At 72.5% G+C, this 18,229-nt stretch carries 13 protein-coding genes; 2 read left to right on the forward strand and 11 right to left on the reverse strand.

What is annotated here, in order from left to right:
• Positions 1 to 47 precede the first annotated feature (47 nt).
• On the reverse strand, positions 48 to 2,774 hold the full coding sequence (locus ACNYC2_RS27190) for a phosphoenolpyruvate carboxylase (RefSeq protein WP_419704734.1): 2,727 nt from the start codon (positions 2,772 to 2,774) through the stop codon (positions 48 to 50).
• Positions 2,775 to 2,830: 56 nt separating this feature from the next.
• Between ACNYC2_RS27190 and ACNYC2_RS27195 the strand changes: the two genes are divergently transcribed.
• A complete protein-coding gene (locus tag ACNYC2_RS27195; RefSeq protein ID WP_419704735.1) occupies positions 2,831 to 3,700 on the forward strand; it encodes a DNA/RNA non-specific endonuclease in 870 nt (289 codons plus the stop codon).
• 59 nt (positions 3,701 to 3,759) lie between these two features.
• Here the strand turns inward: ACNYC2_RS27195 and ACNYC2_RS27200 are convergent, their stop codons facing one another.
• The 8 genes from ACNYC2_RS27200 to ACNYC2_RS27235 form a co-directional block, all read right to left on the reverse strand.
• Positions 3,760 to 4,623, reverse strand: a complete 864-nt coding sequence (locus ACNYC2_RS27200; RefSeq protein ID WP_419704736.1) for an NAD-dependent epimerase/dehydratase family protein — start codon at positions 4,621 to 4,623, stop codon at positions 3,760 to 3,762.
• Positions 4,624 to 4,674: 51 nt separating this feature from the next.
• Entirely contained in the window at positions 4,675 to 5,460 is a 786-nt protein-coding gene (locus ACNYC2_RS27205) for a deoxyribonuclease IV (protein WP_419704737.1), read from the reverse strand.
• A gap of 46 nt (positions 5,461 to 5,506) precedes the next feature.
• Complete coding sequence (locus ACNYC2_RS27210; protein WP_419704738.1) at positions 5,507 to 7,183, reverse strand: PQQ-binding-like beta-propeller repeat protein; 1,677 nt, start codon at positions 7,181 to 7,183, stop codon at positions 5,507 to 5,509.
• A gap of 67 nt (positions 7,184 to 7,250) precedes the next feature.
• Positions 7,251 to 8,945: a PQQ-binding-like beta-propeller repeat protein gene (locus ACNYC2_RS27215; protein ID WP_419704739.1), complete on the reverse strand. Its 1,695-nt coding sequence runs from the start codon at positions 8,943 to 8,945 to the stop codon at positions 7,251 to 7,253.
• Positions 8,946 to 8,996: 51 nt separating this feature from the next.
• Positions 8,997 to 10,637, reverse strand: coding sequence for a PQQ-binding-like beta-propeller repeat protein (locus tag ACNYC2_RS27220; protein WP_419704740.1), 1,641 nt, complete (start codon positions 10,635 to 10,637; stop codon positions 8,997 to 8,999).
• Positions 10,638 to 10,686: 49 nt separating this feature from the next.
• Complete coding sequence (locus ACNYC2_RS27225) at positions 10,687 to 12,501, reverse strand: PQQ-binding-like beta-propeller repeat protein (RefSeq protein WP_419704741.1); 1,815 nt, start codon at positions 12,499 to 12,501, stop codon at positions 10,687 to 10,689.
• Positions 12,498 to 13,697 carry an ABC transporter permease gene (locus tag ACNYC2_RS27230; RefSeq protein ID WP_419704742.1) on the reverse strand — a complete coding sequence of 400 codons (1,200 nt, stop codon included), beginning with the start codon at positions 13,695 to 13,697 and terminating at the stop codon, positions 12,498 to 12,500. Before ACNYC2_RS27230 ends, ACNYC2_RS27225 begins: the two co-directional genes overlap by 4 nt.
• Positions 13,694 to 14,593: an ABC transporter ATP-binding protein gene (locus tag ACNYC2_RS27235; protein WP_419704743.1), complete on the reverse strand. Its 900-nt coding sequence runs from the start codon at positions 14,591 to 14,593 to the stop codon at positions 13,694 to 13,696. Before ACNYC2_RS27235 ends, ACNYC2_RS27230 begins: the two co-directional genes overlap by 4 nt.
• A 353-nt stretch (positions 14,594 to 14,946) precedes the next feature.
• Here ACNYC2_RS27235 and ACNYC2_RS27240 point away from each other — a divergent pair, with 353 nt between their 5' ends.
• The gene (locus tag ACNYC2_RS27240; protein WP_419704744.1) at positions 14,947 to 15,717 is read left to right on the forward strand and encodes a hypothetical protein; all 771 of its coding nucleotides are present in this window, start codon (positions 14,947 to 14,949) and stop codon (positions 15,715 to 15,717) included.
• Positions 15,718 to 15,924: 207 nt separating this feature from the next.
• On the opposite strand, the gene ACNYC2_RS27245 is transcribed toward ACNYC2_RS27240, so the two are convergent.
• Both ACNYC2_RS27245 and ACNYC2_RS27250 read right to left on the reverse strand, forming a co-directional pair.
• A complete protein-coding gene (locus ACNYC2_RS27245) occupies positions 15,925 to 16,623 on the reverse strand; it encodes a response regulator (protein ID WP_419704745.1) in 699 nt (232 codons plus the stop codon).
• Positions 16,620 to 18,170, reverse strand: a complete 1,551-nt coding sequence (locus ACNYC2_RS27250; RefSeq protein ID WP_419704746.1) for a sensor histidine kinase — start codon at positions 18,168 to 18,170, stop codon at positions 16,620 to 16,622. The genes ACNYC2_RS27245 and ACNYC2_RS27250 overlap by 4 nt, the downstream gene beginning before the upstream one ends.
• Positions 18,171 to 18,229 lie beyond the last annotated feature (59 nt).

Genomic DNA, 18,229 nt, shown 5'->3' on the forward strand with positions numbered 1-18,229 from the left:
TCTCTCCCATCGGTCCACCGGCTTCTGCGATCTCGACGCCGGTCGGCTCACCCCGTGTTCTGCAGGCCCGCCGAGACACCGTTCACGGTGAGCAGCAGCAGGTGCTGCAGCCGTCCGGCGTAGTCGCCGTCGACCGCGGAGCCGCCGTCGGACCCGGTGCGCAGGCCGCGCAGCGCGCGGACCTGCAGCAACGAGAGGGCGTCGACGTACGGCGACCGCAGCTGCACGGCGCGGCCGAGCACCCGCTTGGAGGCCAGCGGCCACTCGTTGCCGCTGATCTTCAGCACCCACTCGCGCGTGAGGCGGAGCTCGTCGAGCACCATCGCGGCGAGGTCGTCGCGCGAACCCAGCGCGAGGTACTGCGCGGCGATCCGCTCGTCGGTCTTGGCGAGCGACATCTCGACGTTGTCGAGCATGGTCGCGAACAGCGGCCATTCGGCGCGCGCCGACTTCAGCAGCTCGACGTCGCCGACCGCGGCGAGTGCCGTGCCCAGGCCGTACCAGCCGGCCAGGTTGATGCGGGCCTGCGACCAGGAGAAGACCCAGGGGATCGCACGCAGGTCGTCGAGCGAGTTGACGGAGAGACCGCGCTTGGCGGGACGCGAACCGATCGGCAGCAGCCCCACCTCCTCGAGCGGCGTGACCTGCGCGAACCACTTCGGGAACCCGTCAGCCTTCACGAGCTCGTGGAACCGCTCACGGGAGGTCGCGTCGAGCGCCTTGGCGAGCGGAGCGAACTTCGCGGCGGCGCTCTCGTTGACGGCCTCTACCGACGGTGCGGACGCCAGCAGCGTCGCCGCGGCCACCTGCTCGATGTGCCGGGACGCGATCACGGGGTCGCCGTACCGGGCGAGGATGACCTCGCCCTGCTCGGTCAGCTTGAAGCGCCCGTCCACCGAGTGCGGCGGCTGGGCCAGCACCGCCCGGTTGGCGGGGCCACCACCGCGGCCGAGCGCGCCGCCGCGGCCGTGGAACAGCGTGAGCTTGAGGTCGTTGTTGCGGGCCCACTCGGCGATCCGCGACTGGGCGTCGTGCAGCGCGAGCGTCGCCGCCACGGGACCGACGTCCTTGGACGAGTCCGAGTAGCCGAGCATGACCTCGACGCGCCGGCCGTTCTCGGTCAGCCGCTTCTGCACCGCGGGCAGCGTGAGCATCGAGTCCAGGATCGGCACCGAGTTCTGCAGGTCCGCGAAGGTCTCGAACAGCGGGATCGCGTCGATCACGGGCCCGGCCTCGGGGTCGTCCGCGAACGCGTGCGCGGCCAGCTCGTAGACGGCGGCGAGGTGCTCGGGAGCCTGCGTGAACGACACGATGTAGCGGCGCGCGGCGCGCTCGCCGAACCGGCGCTGGATGGCGCCGAGCGCGCGATAGGTGTCGAGCACCTCGCGGGTCTTGTCGCTCAGCGCGCCGTTGATCCCCAGCTCGCGGATCTCGGCGAGGGCCGCCGCGTGCACCTGGGAGTGCTGCCGCACCTCGAGCTCCGCCAGGTGGAACCCGAAGGTCTGCACCTGCCAGACCAGGCGCTGCAGGTCCCCGTACGCGGCGCGGGCCGCGCCGGCCGCCACCAGCGAGTCCTGCACGACTATCAGGTCCGCCTCGAACTGCTCCGCGTTCGCGTACGCGAGGTCGGCGTCGCGGGTTCGGGTCGCGGAGATCCGCTCCGCGAGCGCCAGCATCACCGCACGGTGGGGCTCGTTCGGCGAGGCCTCCTGCGCCCGCCGGGCGACCTCCTCGGACATCTGGCGGATCCGCTGCCAGAGCGCGTTGAGGTCGGACGACGGGGTGGTGCCCTCGGCGTCGAGCGTCAGCTTGCGCCCGGTCTCCACGGCGAGCCGCTCCAGCGCCGCCAGCGCGTGGTCCGCGGCGAGGGCCGCGGCCTGCCGGGTGATCTCCGCGGTGACGTTGGGGTTGCCGTCGCGGTCGCCGCCGATCCAGGTCCCGAGCTTCACGAACGGTTTGGCGACGGGGGTGGCGCGGCCGGCGTCGTCGGCCAGGAGCCAGTCGTCGAGCCGCCGGTACACGTCGCCGAAGACGTCCACGAGGACGGCGTCGAACACGCCCATCACAGTCTTGACCTCGTCGATCACCGAGGGCTTGCTGGTCCGCACGGGTGCGGTGCGCCACATGGTGTCGATCTCGCCGAGCATGCGCCGCTCGTTCTCGGCGAGCGTCACGCCGCCGGGGCGGCGCGTGTCCCGCTCGGCCAGGAGGTCCGCGAGGCGGCGGATGGTGCCGCTGATCGCCCGGCGGCGCGCCTCGGTCGGGTGTGCCGTCAGCACCGGCCGGAACTCGAGCTCGCCGAGCCTGCGCAGCGCCTCGTCCCTCCCGACCTCTTCGGTGAGCCTGGCGAACGCCGCGGGGATGGTGTCCTCGAGGACCGCCGGACCCGTGGTCGTCTCGGCCTCGCGGGAGCGCAGCACGCGGACGCGGTGGTACTCCTCGGCGAGGTTCGCGAGGTGGAAGTAGCAGGTGAACGCGCGGGCGACCTGTTCGGCGCGCTCGACCGAGAACGACGCGACCAGGTCCGCCGCCTCGTCCAGCGCGTGCGGCGACGGGTCGCCGTAGGCGCGGATGGTCAGCTCGCGGAGACGTTCGACGTCGTCCAGCAGATCCTGGCCCCCGTCCTCGCGGAGGATCCTGCCGAGAAGTCCGCCGAGGAGGCGTACATCCTCGCGCAGCGGGTCGGGTACCTCGTGCCGGGCGTTGCCGCGAACGGTCTGAGTTGATTCACTCACGGGTGAGAGCCTAGGACCAGATTGCCATTGCCCGTTCATCGTGTCCGATTGTTGGTCTGGTCATGACCTGCCCGACTCTGGTTGGCTGTCTGTCTGTGACCGGCTATGACGCAGAGTTCCTCGGTTTCACCGTCCCGCTTCCGGTCTCGTCCGACGAGGTACGTGTCCTGGACTACACCCACTTCTCGGTGCTGCTCGATCCGCGGCGCCGGCTCGCCGCGGCCACCGCCTGCATGGTCGACGGCGCATCGTTGCTGGCCCTGCGCCGCAGCGGCCGGTGGCGGCTGGACCACCGGGTGGCTTCCGGGGAGCAGTCGGGCAGCGAGCTGTACTCGGGCAACCCGCTCGACCGCGGCCACCTGGTCCGCCGTCTCGACCCCGTGTGGGGCGACGCCGAGACCGCCGCCCGGGCCAACCACGACACGTTCATCTACACGAACGCCGCGCCGCAGGTGAACAGGTTCAACCAGTCGAAGGAGCTGTGGAACGGGCTCGAGGACCACGTGCTCGCGTATGCCGCGGCCCATGACCACCGCCTGGCGGTGCAGACCGGGCCGGTCTTCGCCGCCGACGACCCGCTCTACCGCGGCGTCCGCATCCCGCGCCTGTTCTGGAAGGTGGTGGCCTGGGTGGGACCGGGCGACGTGCTGCGGGCCACCGGTTTCGTGCTGGACCAGACGCCACAGCTCGACGACGCCCAGCTCCACGCCATCACCGCACAGGCCCTGGCCCGGGACGACATCCCGCCGCTGGGCCCGTTCCGGACCTACCAGGTGCCGGTGGCCGACGTCGCGGCGCTCACCCGGCTGGGTCTGGGCCCGCTCCCGGGGGCGGACGTGCTCGCGGAGCCGCCCCGGACGCCGTCGGGCACCCGCCCGACGGACATCACCATCCACCGCCTCCCGCGCGCCCGAGCCTGGTCGGAGATCCGAACCCGAGACCAGATCACCCTCCCCGACCGCTGAGTGCTGGGTATTTGCGCGAAAAGAGGGCTGAGCACGACAAATACCCAGCACTCAGCGGGCTAGGCGTGGTCCTGCCAGGTGTGGGTCGGGGCGTAGTTCAGGAGGCGGCGGGCCTTGTCGATGCTGAGGAGGGTCTCCCGGCCCTCGAGCGGACGGCGGAGCGGCACGTCGGGGAAGACCTCCGCCGCCAGGTCTGCCGAGCTGCGCCGCATCACGGTGTCCTCGTTGGCGATGACGAACGCCTCGAACCCCGTGAGCTCCGCCTCGAGCGCGCGGCGCACCGCCTGTGCCCCGTCGCGGCCGTCGATGTAGCCCCACAGGTTCCAGCGCCGGGCCTGCGCGTCGTCCTGCCAGGACGGGAAGCGGGCGTAGTCCTCGGGGCGCATCACGTTGGAGAACCTGAGCGCGACGACCTTCAGCTCCGGGTCCCAGCGCGTGAAGTGCTTGGCCATCTCCTCCTCGAGCGACTTGCCGAGCGAGTACGTGGACTGCGGCAGGACGTCGTACTCCTCGTCCACCGGGAGGTACGGCGGCGGCACGTCGAACGGGAGGCCGAGCACGGTCTCGGACGACGCGGTCACCACGTTCCGGATGCCGACGACCTGGGCGGCGCGCAGCACGTTGTACGTGCTGGGCACGTTGTTGCGGAACGTCGCGGCGTTGGTCGCCAGGCCGGGCGCCGGGATCGCGGAGAGGTGCACGACGGCGTCGGCGGCCCGTCCCTCGTCCACGCCGGACAGGAGCTCGATCACCTGGCCGAGGTCCGTCAGGTCCGCGACGGTGAAGTCTCCGGGGCTGCCCGGCGGGGGTGCCACGCGGTCGGTCGAGACCACGTGGTAGCCCGAGTCCACCAGGTGCTCCACCACGAACTGGCCGAGCTTTCCGCTCGCGCCGGTGACCACTACCCGCTGCGTCGTTGCCATGCGTCCGATCCTGCCAGGTGGTCTCGACAAGCTCGACCGGCGGTGGGTGGGTCAGCCCAGCCGCTCGCGCAGCCAGGCGATGTCGGGTGCCATGTCGCCCTTGGTCTCGCAGATGACGGGGGCGCCCGCCGCCGCGACCACCCCGACCAGGAGCTCCTCGGGGATCAGCCCCTTGCCGAAGTTGATGTGCCGGTCCGCACCCGACCCCGCGACGTCGCGCGAGTCGTTGGCGTGCACCAGGTCGATGCGGCCGGTGATCGCGCGGATCTGGTCGACGGCCGTCGCGAGGTCGAACCCACCGGCCCAGGCGTGGCAGGTGTCGAGGGTGAACCCGACGTTGTCGCCGCCGTTCGCCGTGGTCACGGCCGCCCACAGCTCCTCGATCCGCTCCAGCCGGCGCGCCATGGAGTAGTCGCCGCCCGCCGTGTTCTCGATGAGCACCGGGACGTCGGTCTCCAGGGCGTCGATCGCCTTGCGCCAGTTGTCGAAGCCCTTGGCCGGCTCGTCGTTCGCGGTGACGTGCCCGCCGTGCACGACCACGCCCTTGGCACCGATCGCGGAGGCGCCGTTCATGATCTGCTGCAGCAGCTTGCGGCTCGGGATCCGGATCCGGTTGTTCGTGGACGCCACGTTGATCACGTACGGCGCGTGCACGTACAGGTCCACGTCGGCCGCGGCGGCGTCGGCCCGGAGCGCCTCGGCACCGCCCTCGTACGGGAGGTCCGGGACCTTCCACGCCTGCGGGTCGCTGAGGAACACCTGCACCGTGTCCGCGCCGAGCGTCTTCGCCGCACCGATCGCGTCGGTCAGGTCCACGTGCGCGCCGATCTTCACCATGGCCCCACCATAGGACGGCTCACCGACACGGCGTCGGCCGGCACCGTCAGCCCAGCCCGCGGACGCCGTCCGGCATGACCTCCAGGAGGTTGCCGTCGATCGCCAGCAGCCCGCTGCCCCCGATCTGGCCGGATCCGTCGAGCACGGCCTCCTCGCCGTGCTGCTCCCAGACCACCTCGCCGGAGACCACGTCGAGCGACACCAGACCCGCGCTGCCGTACCCGTTCTCGACGACCAGCAGCACGAACTGCCCGTCGGTGAAGCTACGGGAGACGTAGAGGTCCGCCCCGTACTCGTCGGCGTCCGTACTCCTCCATGCCCACTGTTCCTCGCCGGACGCGAGGTCCAGCGCGCGCACCGTCCCACCGCCGGTCAGGATCACCGCTGTCCCGGCGACCTGCGCGAGGAAGCTCTGGGCATCAGTGGTCACCTCGGCGTCCCAGCGTGGGGTGCCGTCCGGCTCGTAGGCCGTGACCCGGGCTCCCGGCTCCCCGACGCCGAGGAGGGTGTCGGGCCCGGACCCGTCCACGGCACCCGGCTCCGCGGCGTACCCGTCGATCTCGCCGACGACGGTGCCGGCCGAGTCGTAGAGGACGGTCCGCACCTCCTCGCTGTAGGTGTAGCTGGTGTACCCGCCGTTGCGGAAGCTTTCCACGCTGCCGGTACCGGGCTCGATCTCGGTACCGAGCGGCACGCCGTCCGAGGTGATGACGGCCTCGACACCGCACCCGTACAGCTGGACCAGCCTGTCGGTGATCCGGGCGCCGAAGCCGCCGGGATCGAGCATGCTGTTCAGGTCCACGGCGGTGCCCGACCCGTCCCAGGAGGTGCCGTACCAGTTGGCGCACTGGTCGGCAGGCGTGGGCCGGAACGGGACCGTCACGTGCCAGCGCTCCTCACCGGTGACGGCGTCCTCGGCCCGGACCGTGAGGTCCCGACCTGCCCGCACCGTGCCCGTGCACTCCCCCAGCTCGGTGCACCGGCCGTCGCCGAGGCCGGACGTCGGCGCCCGGCCGGTCCGCTCGGCGCGCACCACCGTGCCGTCCGGCCCGGGCCGAGGCTCTCCGAACCGGCGGATGTCCGCAGGGTCGAGGACGCGTGGCTCCGAGACCGCACCGTCCGGCCCGACCACCGTCACCACCCGGTCCGTGTCCGGGCCGGCCAGGCACACCAGGGCCGACGTCGTGACCTGTCCCCAGCCCGCCGAGCCGGTGGGCCCGCAGTCGGGGTCGGCGCCGAGCGGGACCGCCCAGGCCTCGGCGCCCGTGGCAGCGGAGAGCGCGACCAGCTCGCCGCCGGACTCGAACGCGAGCACGTCACCGAGGACCGCCACCTCGACGCCCAGCCCTTCCTCGACCGCCGTCCGGGAGCCGACGTCACCCTCCCAGGCCCACGTCTCGGTGAGCGGTCCGGACACGTCGACCACACCCCCGTGCACCTCACGCATCCGCTCCGACCGCGCGGCGTCCCGGACGCCGTCCATCCCGAGACCCGTGCCGAGCACTATCGCCAGGACCGCGGCGACCGGCGCGACGCCGCGGAGCATCCGACCCGACCCAGCCGGGGGCTCACCAGGCACGGCGCCGTCCACGTCCGGCTGTTCCCCGTCCGGCTCGCCCCCGGCGGCCGCAGCAGGCAGTGCGAGGGGGCTCGCGGGGTCGGCCGCGCCGTCGTCGACCAGGTCGAAGACGAACGCACCACCCGGCTCCGGATCACGTGCCATGCGGTCGAGCGTATGCCGGTCGGGTCGGTCTCACCCAGGACTCACCCGAGGCTGTCACCCAAGGCTGTCACCCGAGGCCGCGCACGCCACGCGGGGTGACCTCCAGCAGGTTGCCGTCCACCGCTATCAGGTCACCGACCACGCCCTGCTCGACGGTGTCGCCGTCCGTCAGGTCGAACGTGGTCAGCGGCCCGCCGCCCGGCCGGTCCCAGAGCACCGCACCGGAGGCCGCGTCGAGCGCCACCAGACCCTGCGTCCCGCCCCCTGCCTCGCGTTCGGTCAGCAGGAGCACGGACTCGCCGTCGGTGAAGGCCTGCACCACGTGGGCGCTGCCGAAGTACCCGCCGTCGTCCGCCGACACCGGGGCGGAGCCGTCCCAGGCCCACCTCTCCGTGCCCGTGGCGAGATCCAGCCCCCGCACGGTCCCCGCTCCGGACGTGACGACGGCGGTGTCTCCCACCTGGGCGAGGAACTCCTGGCCGCCCGACTGCAGGACGATGTCCCAGCGGGGTGTGCCGTCCGGCTCGTAGGCGCGCAGCCGGCGCGCGGGCTCGTCGACCGCGAGCAGCGTCGCCGGCCCTACCTCGTCGGTGGCCGCCGGGCTGAGCGGGTAGCCGGTGATCTCGCCGACGACGTCGCCGTCGGCCGCGTACAGACGGGCGCGTGCCACACCCGCGAAGGTCACCCCCGCGTACCTGATGGCACCCAGCCTGATGACGCCGCCCCTGCCCGGTTCGATCTCCGTGCCGAGCACTACCCCGTCCGACGTGACGGAGGCCTCGACGCCGCACCCGTTCAGATCGACGAGGCCCGAGGTGACCCGGGCGCCGAAGGTGTCAGGGGTGAGCTGCCCGCTGAGCACCAGCCGGGAGTCCGAGCCGCCCCAGGACCCGCCGAAGGTGCGCGCGCACAGCGCGGCGTCCGCCGCCCGGAACGGGACGGTCACCGTCCAGCGTGCGGCGCCGGTCGCCGCGTCCTCGGCACGGAGCAGCAGGTCACGGCCCGCCTCGACGGTTCCGTAGCATTCGCCGGCCGCCGTGCACTCGGCGTCCCCGAGGTCTATCGCGGAGACCGGTCCCGCGCGCTTCGCACGCAGCACCGCGCCGTCCGGCCCGACGTGCGGCAGGCCGTACCGGCGCGTGTCGGCGGCGTCCAGGACGCGCGGGGCCGACGTCGCGCCGTCCGGCCCGACGGCGACCACCTCGCGCTCGGTGCCGTCCCCGGTCCGCTGCAGGCACACCAGCGCCTCCGACGCCGGATCGGCCCGGGCCGGCGAGACCGTCGGACCGCAGTCCGCGTTCGCGCGGAGCCGCACGGTCCAGGCTTCCTGGCCCGTGGCCGGGTCCAGCGCGACCAGCCCGTCGTCGGACCTGAACGCCAGCACTCCGCCGAGCACCACGACGTCGGCGGTGCTGCTCTCGCCGGAACCCACCGCGCCGGCCCACACCCAGGTCTCCTCCAGCGGTGCCGAGAGGTCGGCGACGCCCCCCGGGATGTCGCGCATCCGCTCCATACGCGCGTGGTCGCGGATGCCGTCGACCGCGAGCCCCGTCCCGAGCACGATCGCCAGGACTGCCGCGGCCTGCGCGGCGGCACGCCGCCTGCGCCCTGGGCTGCCCGACGCCGCGGGGTCGGCCGCCGCGAGCTCCGCATCGGCTGTCGTGTCCGGCCCGGCGGGACCCGTCGGCACGTCACCGGCGGCCGCGTCGTCGTCGACCAGCTCGAAGACGAACGCATCACCCTCGTCCGGGTCGCGCGCCATGCGGCCGAGCGTAGCGCCGGGCGCCGCGCGGACCAGCCGATCCGGCGGAGATCACCCGAGGCCGCGCACGCCCTCCCGGGTGAACTCCACGAGGTGCCCGCCGACGGCGATCACCGGGCCGGTCAACGGCATGTGCCAGAGCTGCTTGCCGGTGTCCAGGTCGAGGGTGACGAGCAGTCCGTCGGAGGAACCGTCCCGCGACAGGTACTCCAGGGCCACCGTCTCGCCGTCGGTCAGGGCGCGGGACCGGATCATCTCGGTCAGGTCGTCGCTGCCCCAGCTCCAGAGCTCCGCGCCGGTGGTCCGCGCCAGGCCCACCACCCGGTTCCCGCGGTTCACCACCACCACGTCCCGCCCCGCGAGCAGCACGCTCTGGCCGTAGCGCTCCGACCAGGCGACGGACCCGTCCTCGCGCACCGCCTCGAACCCCCACGCGTCGGTGGCCGTCTGGACGAACCACAGGTCGGCGGGCGCGTCGGGCGACGTCGCGTCGGTCCGTATCCAGCCGTCCAGGGTGTACAGGGTGTTGCCGGCCTGGTCGACGACCGTCGTACCCAGCCCCTCGCCCTGCACCGCGAAGCGGCCGGAACCGAGCTCGGTGACCCAGGCCGGCGCGGTCAGGCTGGCGTCGCCCACCAGATCGAGCCGTATTCCGTACGCGGACAACGTCGCCGACACGCCGCACCCGTCGACGACCACCGTCTCGGACCCGGCGCTCACGGTGACCACGTCCGGGTCCGTCGCCGACTCCGGAGTCGGCCAGTCGCCCGAGTCGGGCGTCCCCTGGCAGTTCATCGAGTTCATCGGGTCGAACTCGACGGTGCTCGTCCAGCGTTCCGCGCCGGTCCCGGCGTCCTCCGCGGTCACACGCACGTCCCGGCCGGGGACCAGGTACCCGGACGAGCAGGTGCCCGACACGTCGCACTCCACCTCCCCTGCCGGATCTCCGGTCCGCACCGTCCGCACCGCCGTGCCGTCCGGCCCCGGGAACACGTGCTCGCCCTCGGCCAGCTCCGCGGGCCGCGACCGGGTGCTGCCGTCAGGGGCGATGGCCACCACCTCGCGCGCGTCGTCCGCACCGTGCACGCAGACCAGCACCTCGGTCGACGTCGACGCGTCGTAGCCGGTCGGCCCACAGGTGGGGTCTTCGCCCAGCGGGACCCGCCAGGCCACCCCGCCCTCCGCCGGATCGATGGCCACCACCTCGTCGAAACCCGGCAGAACCGGCTCGCCGACCCCCGACGCGGGGTCCACCCGGTAGCTCCGCCCAGTGGTCGGGGGCACCACGAGCAGCCCGTCCATGATCACCACCTGCTGGTTCATGGACGCGTCCTGACCCTGTTCGACGGGCGTGTCGAACCGCACCGCCCAGGTCTCCGCCGGCGGGTCCGCGAGAGACGCAACGCCCACCGGCGAGGTGCGCATCAGCTCCGCGCGCCGGTGGTCCCGCACCAGGTCGACCGCGGCGACCGTCACGACGCCGATCGCGACCACCGCGGCGGTGAGCACCCAGGTCCGCCGCGACAACCGCGACAGCCGGACCAGCAGCAGGGGCCGGGGCTCGTCAGGGACGTCCGGTCTCCCACCGACCTCGTGCGCGGTACCGTTCGCGTCGTCGTACGCGTCCCCGTCCGACCCGTTCTCCTCGACCAGGTCGAAGACTACGGACTCCTGCTTGGCGGGCCGTGGCATGGCCGGAGCCTACCCGCGTGACCTGCGAGACCAGCTATCCCGTACGTGATCAGCCGAGACCCACCACACCGTGCTGCGTGACCTGCGCCAGATACCCGTCGACACTGATGAGCTGCGTGTACGGGGTCTCCTGCTCGAGCTCCCAGCGCACCGACCCGTCCCGGAGGTCCACCGCGAGCAGCCGCAGCCCGGAGGACTCGCCGCTCGGGTCCGCGCTCACGGGCAGCAGCAGGGTGTCGCCGTCCGTGTAGGCGCCGAAGATCGACGACTCCGCCGCCCAGGCCAGGTCGCCGAACGAGAGCGTCTTCGGGGAGAGGGTCCACCGGTCGGCGCCCGTGCCGAGGTCGATGGCACGGACCGCCCCCTGTTCGTCCAGGACGACGGCAGTACCGGACACCTCTGCCAGCAGCGTCGTGGCCCTGAGCTGTGGCGCCGACCAGAGCAGCGCCCCGGGGTCGTCGGCGGAGGTGGACCTGGCCTGCGTGCGCACGCCTACCCGCTCCAGCACGAGCCCCGGATCGCGGCCGTCGGTCGCCCACGGCACGAGCACGTTACCGTCGAGGCCGACGGTGCCGCCGTCCGGCAGGTGCACCACGTCGGTGGCCACCGCGACGTCGGCGGCCGCCGTGTCGGGACCGACCCAGCCGCCGTCCGGCAGGGACAGGAACGACGCGGTGTCGACGCCGTCGGCAGGCGGGTCCTCCGTGTCCTTCGGGTCGTCGAGCCGGGTGCCGTCGAGCCGGAAGGCCCCCGAGACACCGCAGCCCTGGACCTCCAGCACGTCACCGTGCAGGTCCCAGCCCAGCGCGCCCGCGACGTCGAGGACCGGGGCGCCGGACTCGTCATAGGTGATGCAGCTGTCGGGCCGCGGGGCCCCGAAGGTCAGCGTGTCGGTCCACCGCTGCTTACCCGTCGCCGCGTCCTCCACGCCGACCGTCAGATCCGGTCCGACGAAGTCCTTCGGAAGGTGGGGGACGCCCAGCTTGTCGACCACCACAGGACGCTGCTCCGTCTTGCCGCCCGCGATCTCGAAGTGGAGGAGACCGCCGCCCGCGACCGGGACGACCTCGGCCCCGGGGTCGAGCTCCCGGCTCCGCGTGGCGCCGTCCGCCTCGACGACCGTGACGCTCTGCTCGCGTTCGTCGTCCTCGCCGGAGGACGTGACGCAGACGAGCGGATCGGCCGGCTCCTGGATCGACGGCTCGCCGACGCCGAGGAGCGCCGACGGACCGCAGCTCAGGTTCTCCTCGAGGTCGACCGTCCACAGCACCTCGCCCGACGCCGGGTCCACACCACGGACCTTCCCGTCACCGGCGATCGCGAGCACGCCCGGCATCTCGACGAGCGTCGAGGCGATCGGGTTCTCGAGATCGATCGACCACTGCTCGGTCGGCTTCACCTCCAGGCTCCGCACCCCCGCCGGGGTCGCGAGGAGCGCCTGCTCACGCAGCCGCGCGTCCACCAGCACACCGGCCGCGACAGCCAGCACGACGACGGACACCGTGCCACCGGCCAGCAGCACCTTGCCGCGCCGGGTGGTGGGCAGCCGCCGCCGGACGGCCGACCCACCACGCCGCACGTTCCGGCCGACGGCGGCCCGGGCGCTCGCCAGCGCGAGCGTCGCCCGACCGGGCTCGCGCGGAGCGGGCTCGCCGGCTCCGGCGTCCGGCTCCGTCGCGGCGGAACCGTCGCCGTCCGAGCCCTCGCTGTCCGGGCCGTCGCTGTCCGGGCCGTCGCTGTCCGCGCCCTCGGCCTCCGGGCCGCCGAAGGCACCGGGGACCTCGTCGATGAGCTCGAAGGTCTGCACCTTCGACGGATCGGGCGTCCCGTTCCCGGTGTCGTCCTGCTGAGTGCGTTCGGTCACGCCCCGAGGGTAGTGCCCCGGTCCGCGGTGATGGCCGCCTTCCAGCTGACCCGGCCGCCCGTCTGCATGAGTGCCCCGCGGTACGCCCGCTCGCTGAGGAGCACCGCACCGAGCGTGGCCAGCAGGAGGACGAGGAGCGACACGAGCGGCTCCCACCAGAGCGCGTCGCCGTTGAGCACCCGCACCGGCATCGAGACGATCGACGCCGGTGGGATGTACGACAGGACGCGCTCCAGCATGCCGTCGGCCGAGAAGGTCACCACGTACACGGCGAGGATCAGCATCATCAGCGGGCTGGTCGTGTACTGGAGGTCCTCGGTGCGCGACGCGAGCGAGCCCGCCACCGCGTACAGGGCGGCCACCGCGACGAACCCGACGGTGAAGAAGACGACGAACCAGATCATCGTGGCCGACATCGCGGGCAGGATCGCCGAGAGATCGGTGAACGAGGCGCCGATGAGCCCCACGCCGGCGAGCAGGAGGTTCTGCGCCAGCGCGATGACCGAGCTGCCGATGATCTTGCCCGCGAGCAGCTGGCGCAGCGGCACGGCGGTGGCGATGATCTCGACCAGCCGGGACTGCTTCTCCTCGATCACGCTGCCCGCGATCATCGAGCCCGACCCGACGGCCCCCATGAAGAACAGGAACGCGAGCACGAACCCGGCCACGAACACGATCTGCGGGTCCACCGGGTTGCCGTCGAGGCGTTCGGTCTCGACGTCGCTGCCGGCCGTGAGCGCGTCGACGGTGGTCCCGGCGGCGTCCGCCCGGCCGGCCATCACCTGGTCGCGCACGGTGGACCCGACCAGCGCGGCCAGGTCGTTGTCGGGCTCCCGCCACCCGGACAGGGTCCAGCCGCCCGCGTCGCCGGCGCCGGAGCTGAGCCAGGCGTCGGCGGTCTCGTCCTCGAGCGCCGCCTCTGCGGCCGCGGCGGAGTCCACGCGCACCACGTTCAGCTCGATGTCCTGGTCGTCCGAGGCCGCGGTCCCTGCGGCGGACTCCAGCGCGGTCGCCGCGGGCTCGTCCCCCGCGACCACCGCGACGTCGAACGACTCGGTGCGGCCGTCCATGTAGGACGTGAAGCCGATCAGCCCGCCGATCATGACGACGTTGACCACGAGGCCGATCAGGAACCCCTTGTTGAGCGCCCGCACCACGATCTCGCGGGTCGCCACCAGCATCCATGCGTTCCTCACGCGGTCACCTCACGGTAGATCTGGGCCAGGGTCGGCCGTACGGGCGAGAACTCCTGGACGGCGCCCCGCTCCAGGGCGGCGGACAGGAGGCGGGTGGCCGCGGCGTCGTCGTCCACCTCGACCAGCGCGGACGTACCGTCCACGTCCACCGCCAGGACGCCGGGCACGCCCCGGACGAAGCCGGCGTCGCCCGACAGGACCAGCCGGTGCCTGGTCACGCCCTGGGCGCGCAGGCCGTCGGGTGTGCCCTCCGCGAGGAGCCTGCCCCCGCCGAGGATGACGAGCCGCTCGCAGAGGCGCTCCACGAGGTCGAGCTGGTGCGAGCTGAACAGCACGGGCACCCCGCGCCGCGTGTGCTCGCGCAGCAGGTCGACCATGGCGTCGACGGCCCCCGGGTCGAGGCCGCTGAACGGCTCGTCCAGGACGAGCGCCTTGGGCTGCCCCATGATCGCCGCGACGATCTGCACGCGCTGCTGGTTGCCGAGCGACAGCTTCTCCACGTGCTCCTTCGCGCGGTCCGCGAGCCCGAGCCGGTCGAGGTGCTCCAGCACCTCGCGGCGCGCGACGGGTGCCGCGATGCCCCGCAGACGTGCCAGGTAGACGAGCTGGTCGAGCACGGGCTGCTTCGGGTAGAGGCCGCGTTCCTCGGGCATGTACCCGAACTCGCGGCGGTCGTGCCGGGTGACCGGTTCGTCGCCGAACCGCACCTCACCGCTCGTGATCGCGAGCACTCCCATGATCATCCGCATGGTCGTCGTCTTGCCCGCACCGTTGGCCCCCACGAACCCCGTGAGCAGGCCCGACCGCGCCGTGAAGCTGACGCCGTCCACCGCTCGCCGGGGCGCTCCGCCCGACACGAACACGCGGGTCAGGTCCCGCACCTCCAGATCGCTCATGGCAGTCACGCTAGAGCCGCGACGTGGGAGGGGGATCCACCGCAAGGCGGAACCCGCTCCGCCTCCCGGCGGGGGCCGTCCGTCGAGTGGTCGGCAAAGCGGCAGAAGATCGGCATTTCGAGTTGCCGATCTCGTGACATTCTGCCGACCACGGTCTGTGCACCTGCATCCACATACCCATTGACCTGGTATTACACGTACCGGTTGCCGATGGCGTTCTGCCACGTATTGTCCCATCCGGAGCGCCATAAGAACGAGAGTGGCGCTGAATGGTTCTTCAGCCCGTCCACGGAGGAATGAGCATTCCGCTCCGGAGGACGTCTTGTGGTCCGGTACAGAGGGAACGGACCGCCATGACAGAGGGCACAACGCAGTATCTGAACCCGCAGGGGGAGCTGAGCGTGCGCAAGCGATTGATCGTCACAGGAACGACCGCAGCCTTCGTGCTGACGGCGGGAATCATGGGTGCCGTAGCCGTGCAGCCACCGGGACCGGACAAGGACCGGGACACGACGGCCGCACCTGCCGTGCCCGACGTGCTGCAGGGCCTGCCGCCGATGATGGTGAAGCGCGAGGCGACGTCCAACCAGGGGGAGAACGGCACGGTCGACGTGCGCGCGCGCCCCGGGCAGAACCAGTTCACGTACACGCCGCCTCCCGCGTCGACGTACGTCCCCCGGCACATGGCCGATTCACCGCCTGACCAGCCAAGCGGCGGCTTCACGATGGCGCCGCTGCCCGGCATCGACCTCGGCAACGGCTCACGGCCGACGCACCCCGGCAACCCTTCGGGCCCGCCCACGACGAAGCCGCCGACGCAGTCGCCCACGCCGACTCCGACGCCTACGCCGACCCCCACACCGACTCCGACGCCCACCCCGGAGCCCACGCCGACGCCCACCCCCACCCCGGAACCGACGCCGACGCCGACTCCCACACCGGAGCCGACCGACCCGCCGTCGGAGGAGCCCACGGACCCGCCGTCCGAGGAGCCGACCCCGGAGCCGACAACCGAGCCCTCCCCGGAGCCGAGCGTCGAGCCGTCGCCGGAGCCTTCGACGGAGCCTTCTCCGGACCCGTCGACAGAGCCTTCACCTGAGCCTTCCACGGAACCGACCGAATAGTCCGGTTCTCCGAAAACTCGCCGGCTTCCCACAACGCAGAGAAGCGAGGCCCTTTCCCCAGGACCTCGCTTCTCTGACCCTTTCCGCATTCCGCCGGGAAAGGGATATATATCCGATTCATCAAAGCGGATGTCGACGATCGGTGACATCCGCGAACAGTGTCGACGATCGGTGACATTCAGGTAGCCGAGAGCCGGCCCGTCCCGCTCAGACCAGGCCCACCCGATGGGCCAGGACGACCGCCTGCACCCGGTCCCGCACGTGCAGCTTGGAGAGCACGTTCGAGACGTGGGTCTTCACCGTCGCCTCGCCGAGGTACAGGGACGACGCGATCTCCGCGTTCGACAGCCCGGTGCCCACCAGCTCCAGCACCTCGCGCTCGCGCGGTGTGAGGAGGGCGAGGCCGGCCGGGGCCGCCATCTGCTGCCTCGCGGCGTGGGTCCCGACAGGCTCGCCCGTCGGTCTCCGCTCGGACGGCGCCTGCCGCTCCCCCGCGACCATCTGCTCGATCACCCGTCGCGTGATCTGCGGTGCGAGCAGCGCGTGGCCGGCCGCCACCGTCCGCACGGCCTCGACCAGGTGCTCCGCGTCGGAGTTCTTGAGCAGGAACCCCGAGGCCCCCGCCGCCAGCCCGTCGAAGACGTACTCGTCGTGGTCGAACGTCGTCAGGACCAGCACCTTCGCGAGGTCCTCCGCCACGATCCGACGCGTGGCCTCGATACCGTCCATGACGGGCATCTGGACGTCCATCAGCACGATGTCCGGCCGCAGGGCGCGGGTCAGCTCGATCGCCGCGGCGCCGTCGCCCGCCTCGCCGACGACCTCGAAGTCGTCCTCCACCGAGAGGATGAGGGAGAAGCCGGAACGCACCAGCGCCTGGTCGTCGACCAGCAGCACGCGCGTCATCCGACGACCTCCGTCCGGGCCGCCGGCAGAGCTTCGGCCGGAGCCGCCGCCTGCCGCGCGGGGAGCGTGGCGGGAGCCATCGGCGCCGCGCCGGGACCCGGCGCGGGCAGCGGCAACCGCACCCGGACGCGGTACCCGCCCGTCGCCCGCGGCCCGATCTCGACCATCCCCTGGTGCGTGGCGACCCGCTCCCGGATGCCCAGCAGCCCCAGGCCGGAGCCGGACGTCCCGTGGCGCGGGCGGCCGTCGTCCAGCACCTCCACCTCGGCGAAGCCGTGCTCGAACTGCGGCCCTGCGTGCGTCTCCGGGCGGCGGACCACGCGCAGCGTGACCGTCGCGGACCGGGCGGTCGAATGCTTGCGCACGTTCGCCATCGCCTCCTGGGCGGTTCGGTAGAGGCTGAGCCCCATCGGGTCCGGCACGTCAGCCGCGGCGCCCGCGGGCTCCTCGACCTGCCGGAACGTGGTGTCCAGGCCGTCGTCGTCGGCGGCGGTCAGGGCCGGGAGGTCGGCCAGGCCCGGTTCGGGTGCTCGGGAGCTTGCGCCGTCCGGCCCGGACGACGGGCCTGCGCCACTGGCGTCGGGCACCGAACGGAGCGTGCCGACCAGGTTCCGCATCTGGGCGACGCCCTCGCGGGACTCCCGCTCGATGGTCAGGAGTGCTTCCGCCGCGCGGGCCGGGTCACGGTCCAGGACCCGCCGGGCGGCGGCCGCCTGGATGCCGATCACCGACACGTGGTGCGCGACGACGTCGTGCAGCTCGCGCGCGATCCGCACCCGCTCGGCGACTATCGCCTGGTCGGTGAGGGCCGCCGCCTGCTTCTCGATGGTGACCGACTGGTCGGTGAGCTGCTGCCGACGCCGCGCCGCGTTCCACTGCATCTGGCCCGCCACCACCGCGCCGCCGAAGAACGCGATGTTGACGATGAACTGGTAGACGCTGTTCGCGAGGTACGGATCGATCACGCCGGGCCAGTCCGCACGGGTCGGGAACTCCTCGAGGAGCACCTCGATGCCCTGCTGCACCGCGAACATCCAGACCAGCCACGTGAACATCACCAGGACGCAGGCACTGACGACCACGAGCATCGCCCGCCGGTCCCGCGCCCAGGCGACCGCCGTGAACAGGGCGACGAAGTACATGACCTGCATCGGCATGAGCACGGTGATCGACGGGATGGTGAGACCGATCCCGAGGAAGGACCCGTACACGAGCACGAGCGACACCAGCGGGTAGCGGCGGCGCCACGCCAGCGGCAGGGTGCTGACCACCCCGAGGAGGTAGACGAGCCACAACGGCTCCGATACCTCCTCGAAGATGCCCATGCTGCGGCCCAGCTCGATCGAGACCGCGGCGAGCACCGCGAACCCCGCACCCAGCAGCAGGTCCCTGCGGTAGGCGTCACGGCCGGCGGGAACCCGCTCCCAGTCGGAGTCGACGCCGAACCAGTCGAGCGCGCGGGCGACCACGCCCTCGTCGCCACGGGGCGCGTCGGACCGCGGCACGCCAGGACGCCGGGCGTCGGGGGGAGACAGAGCATCGGCCATGCCCCCAGAGTAGGAACTCCGGGGGCATGACCGCTTCCCTCTCAAGACGGAGAAGGGCC

It is taken from the genome of Promicromonospora sp. NFX87, from assembly GCF_048564965.1.
GTDB lineage: Bacteria > Actinomycetota > Actinomycetes > Actinomycetales > Cellulomonadaceae > Promicromonospora.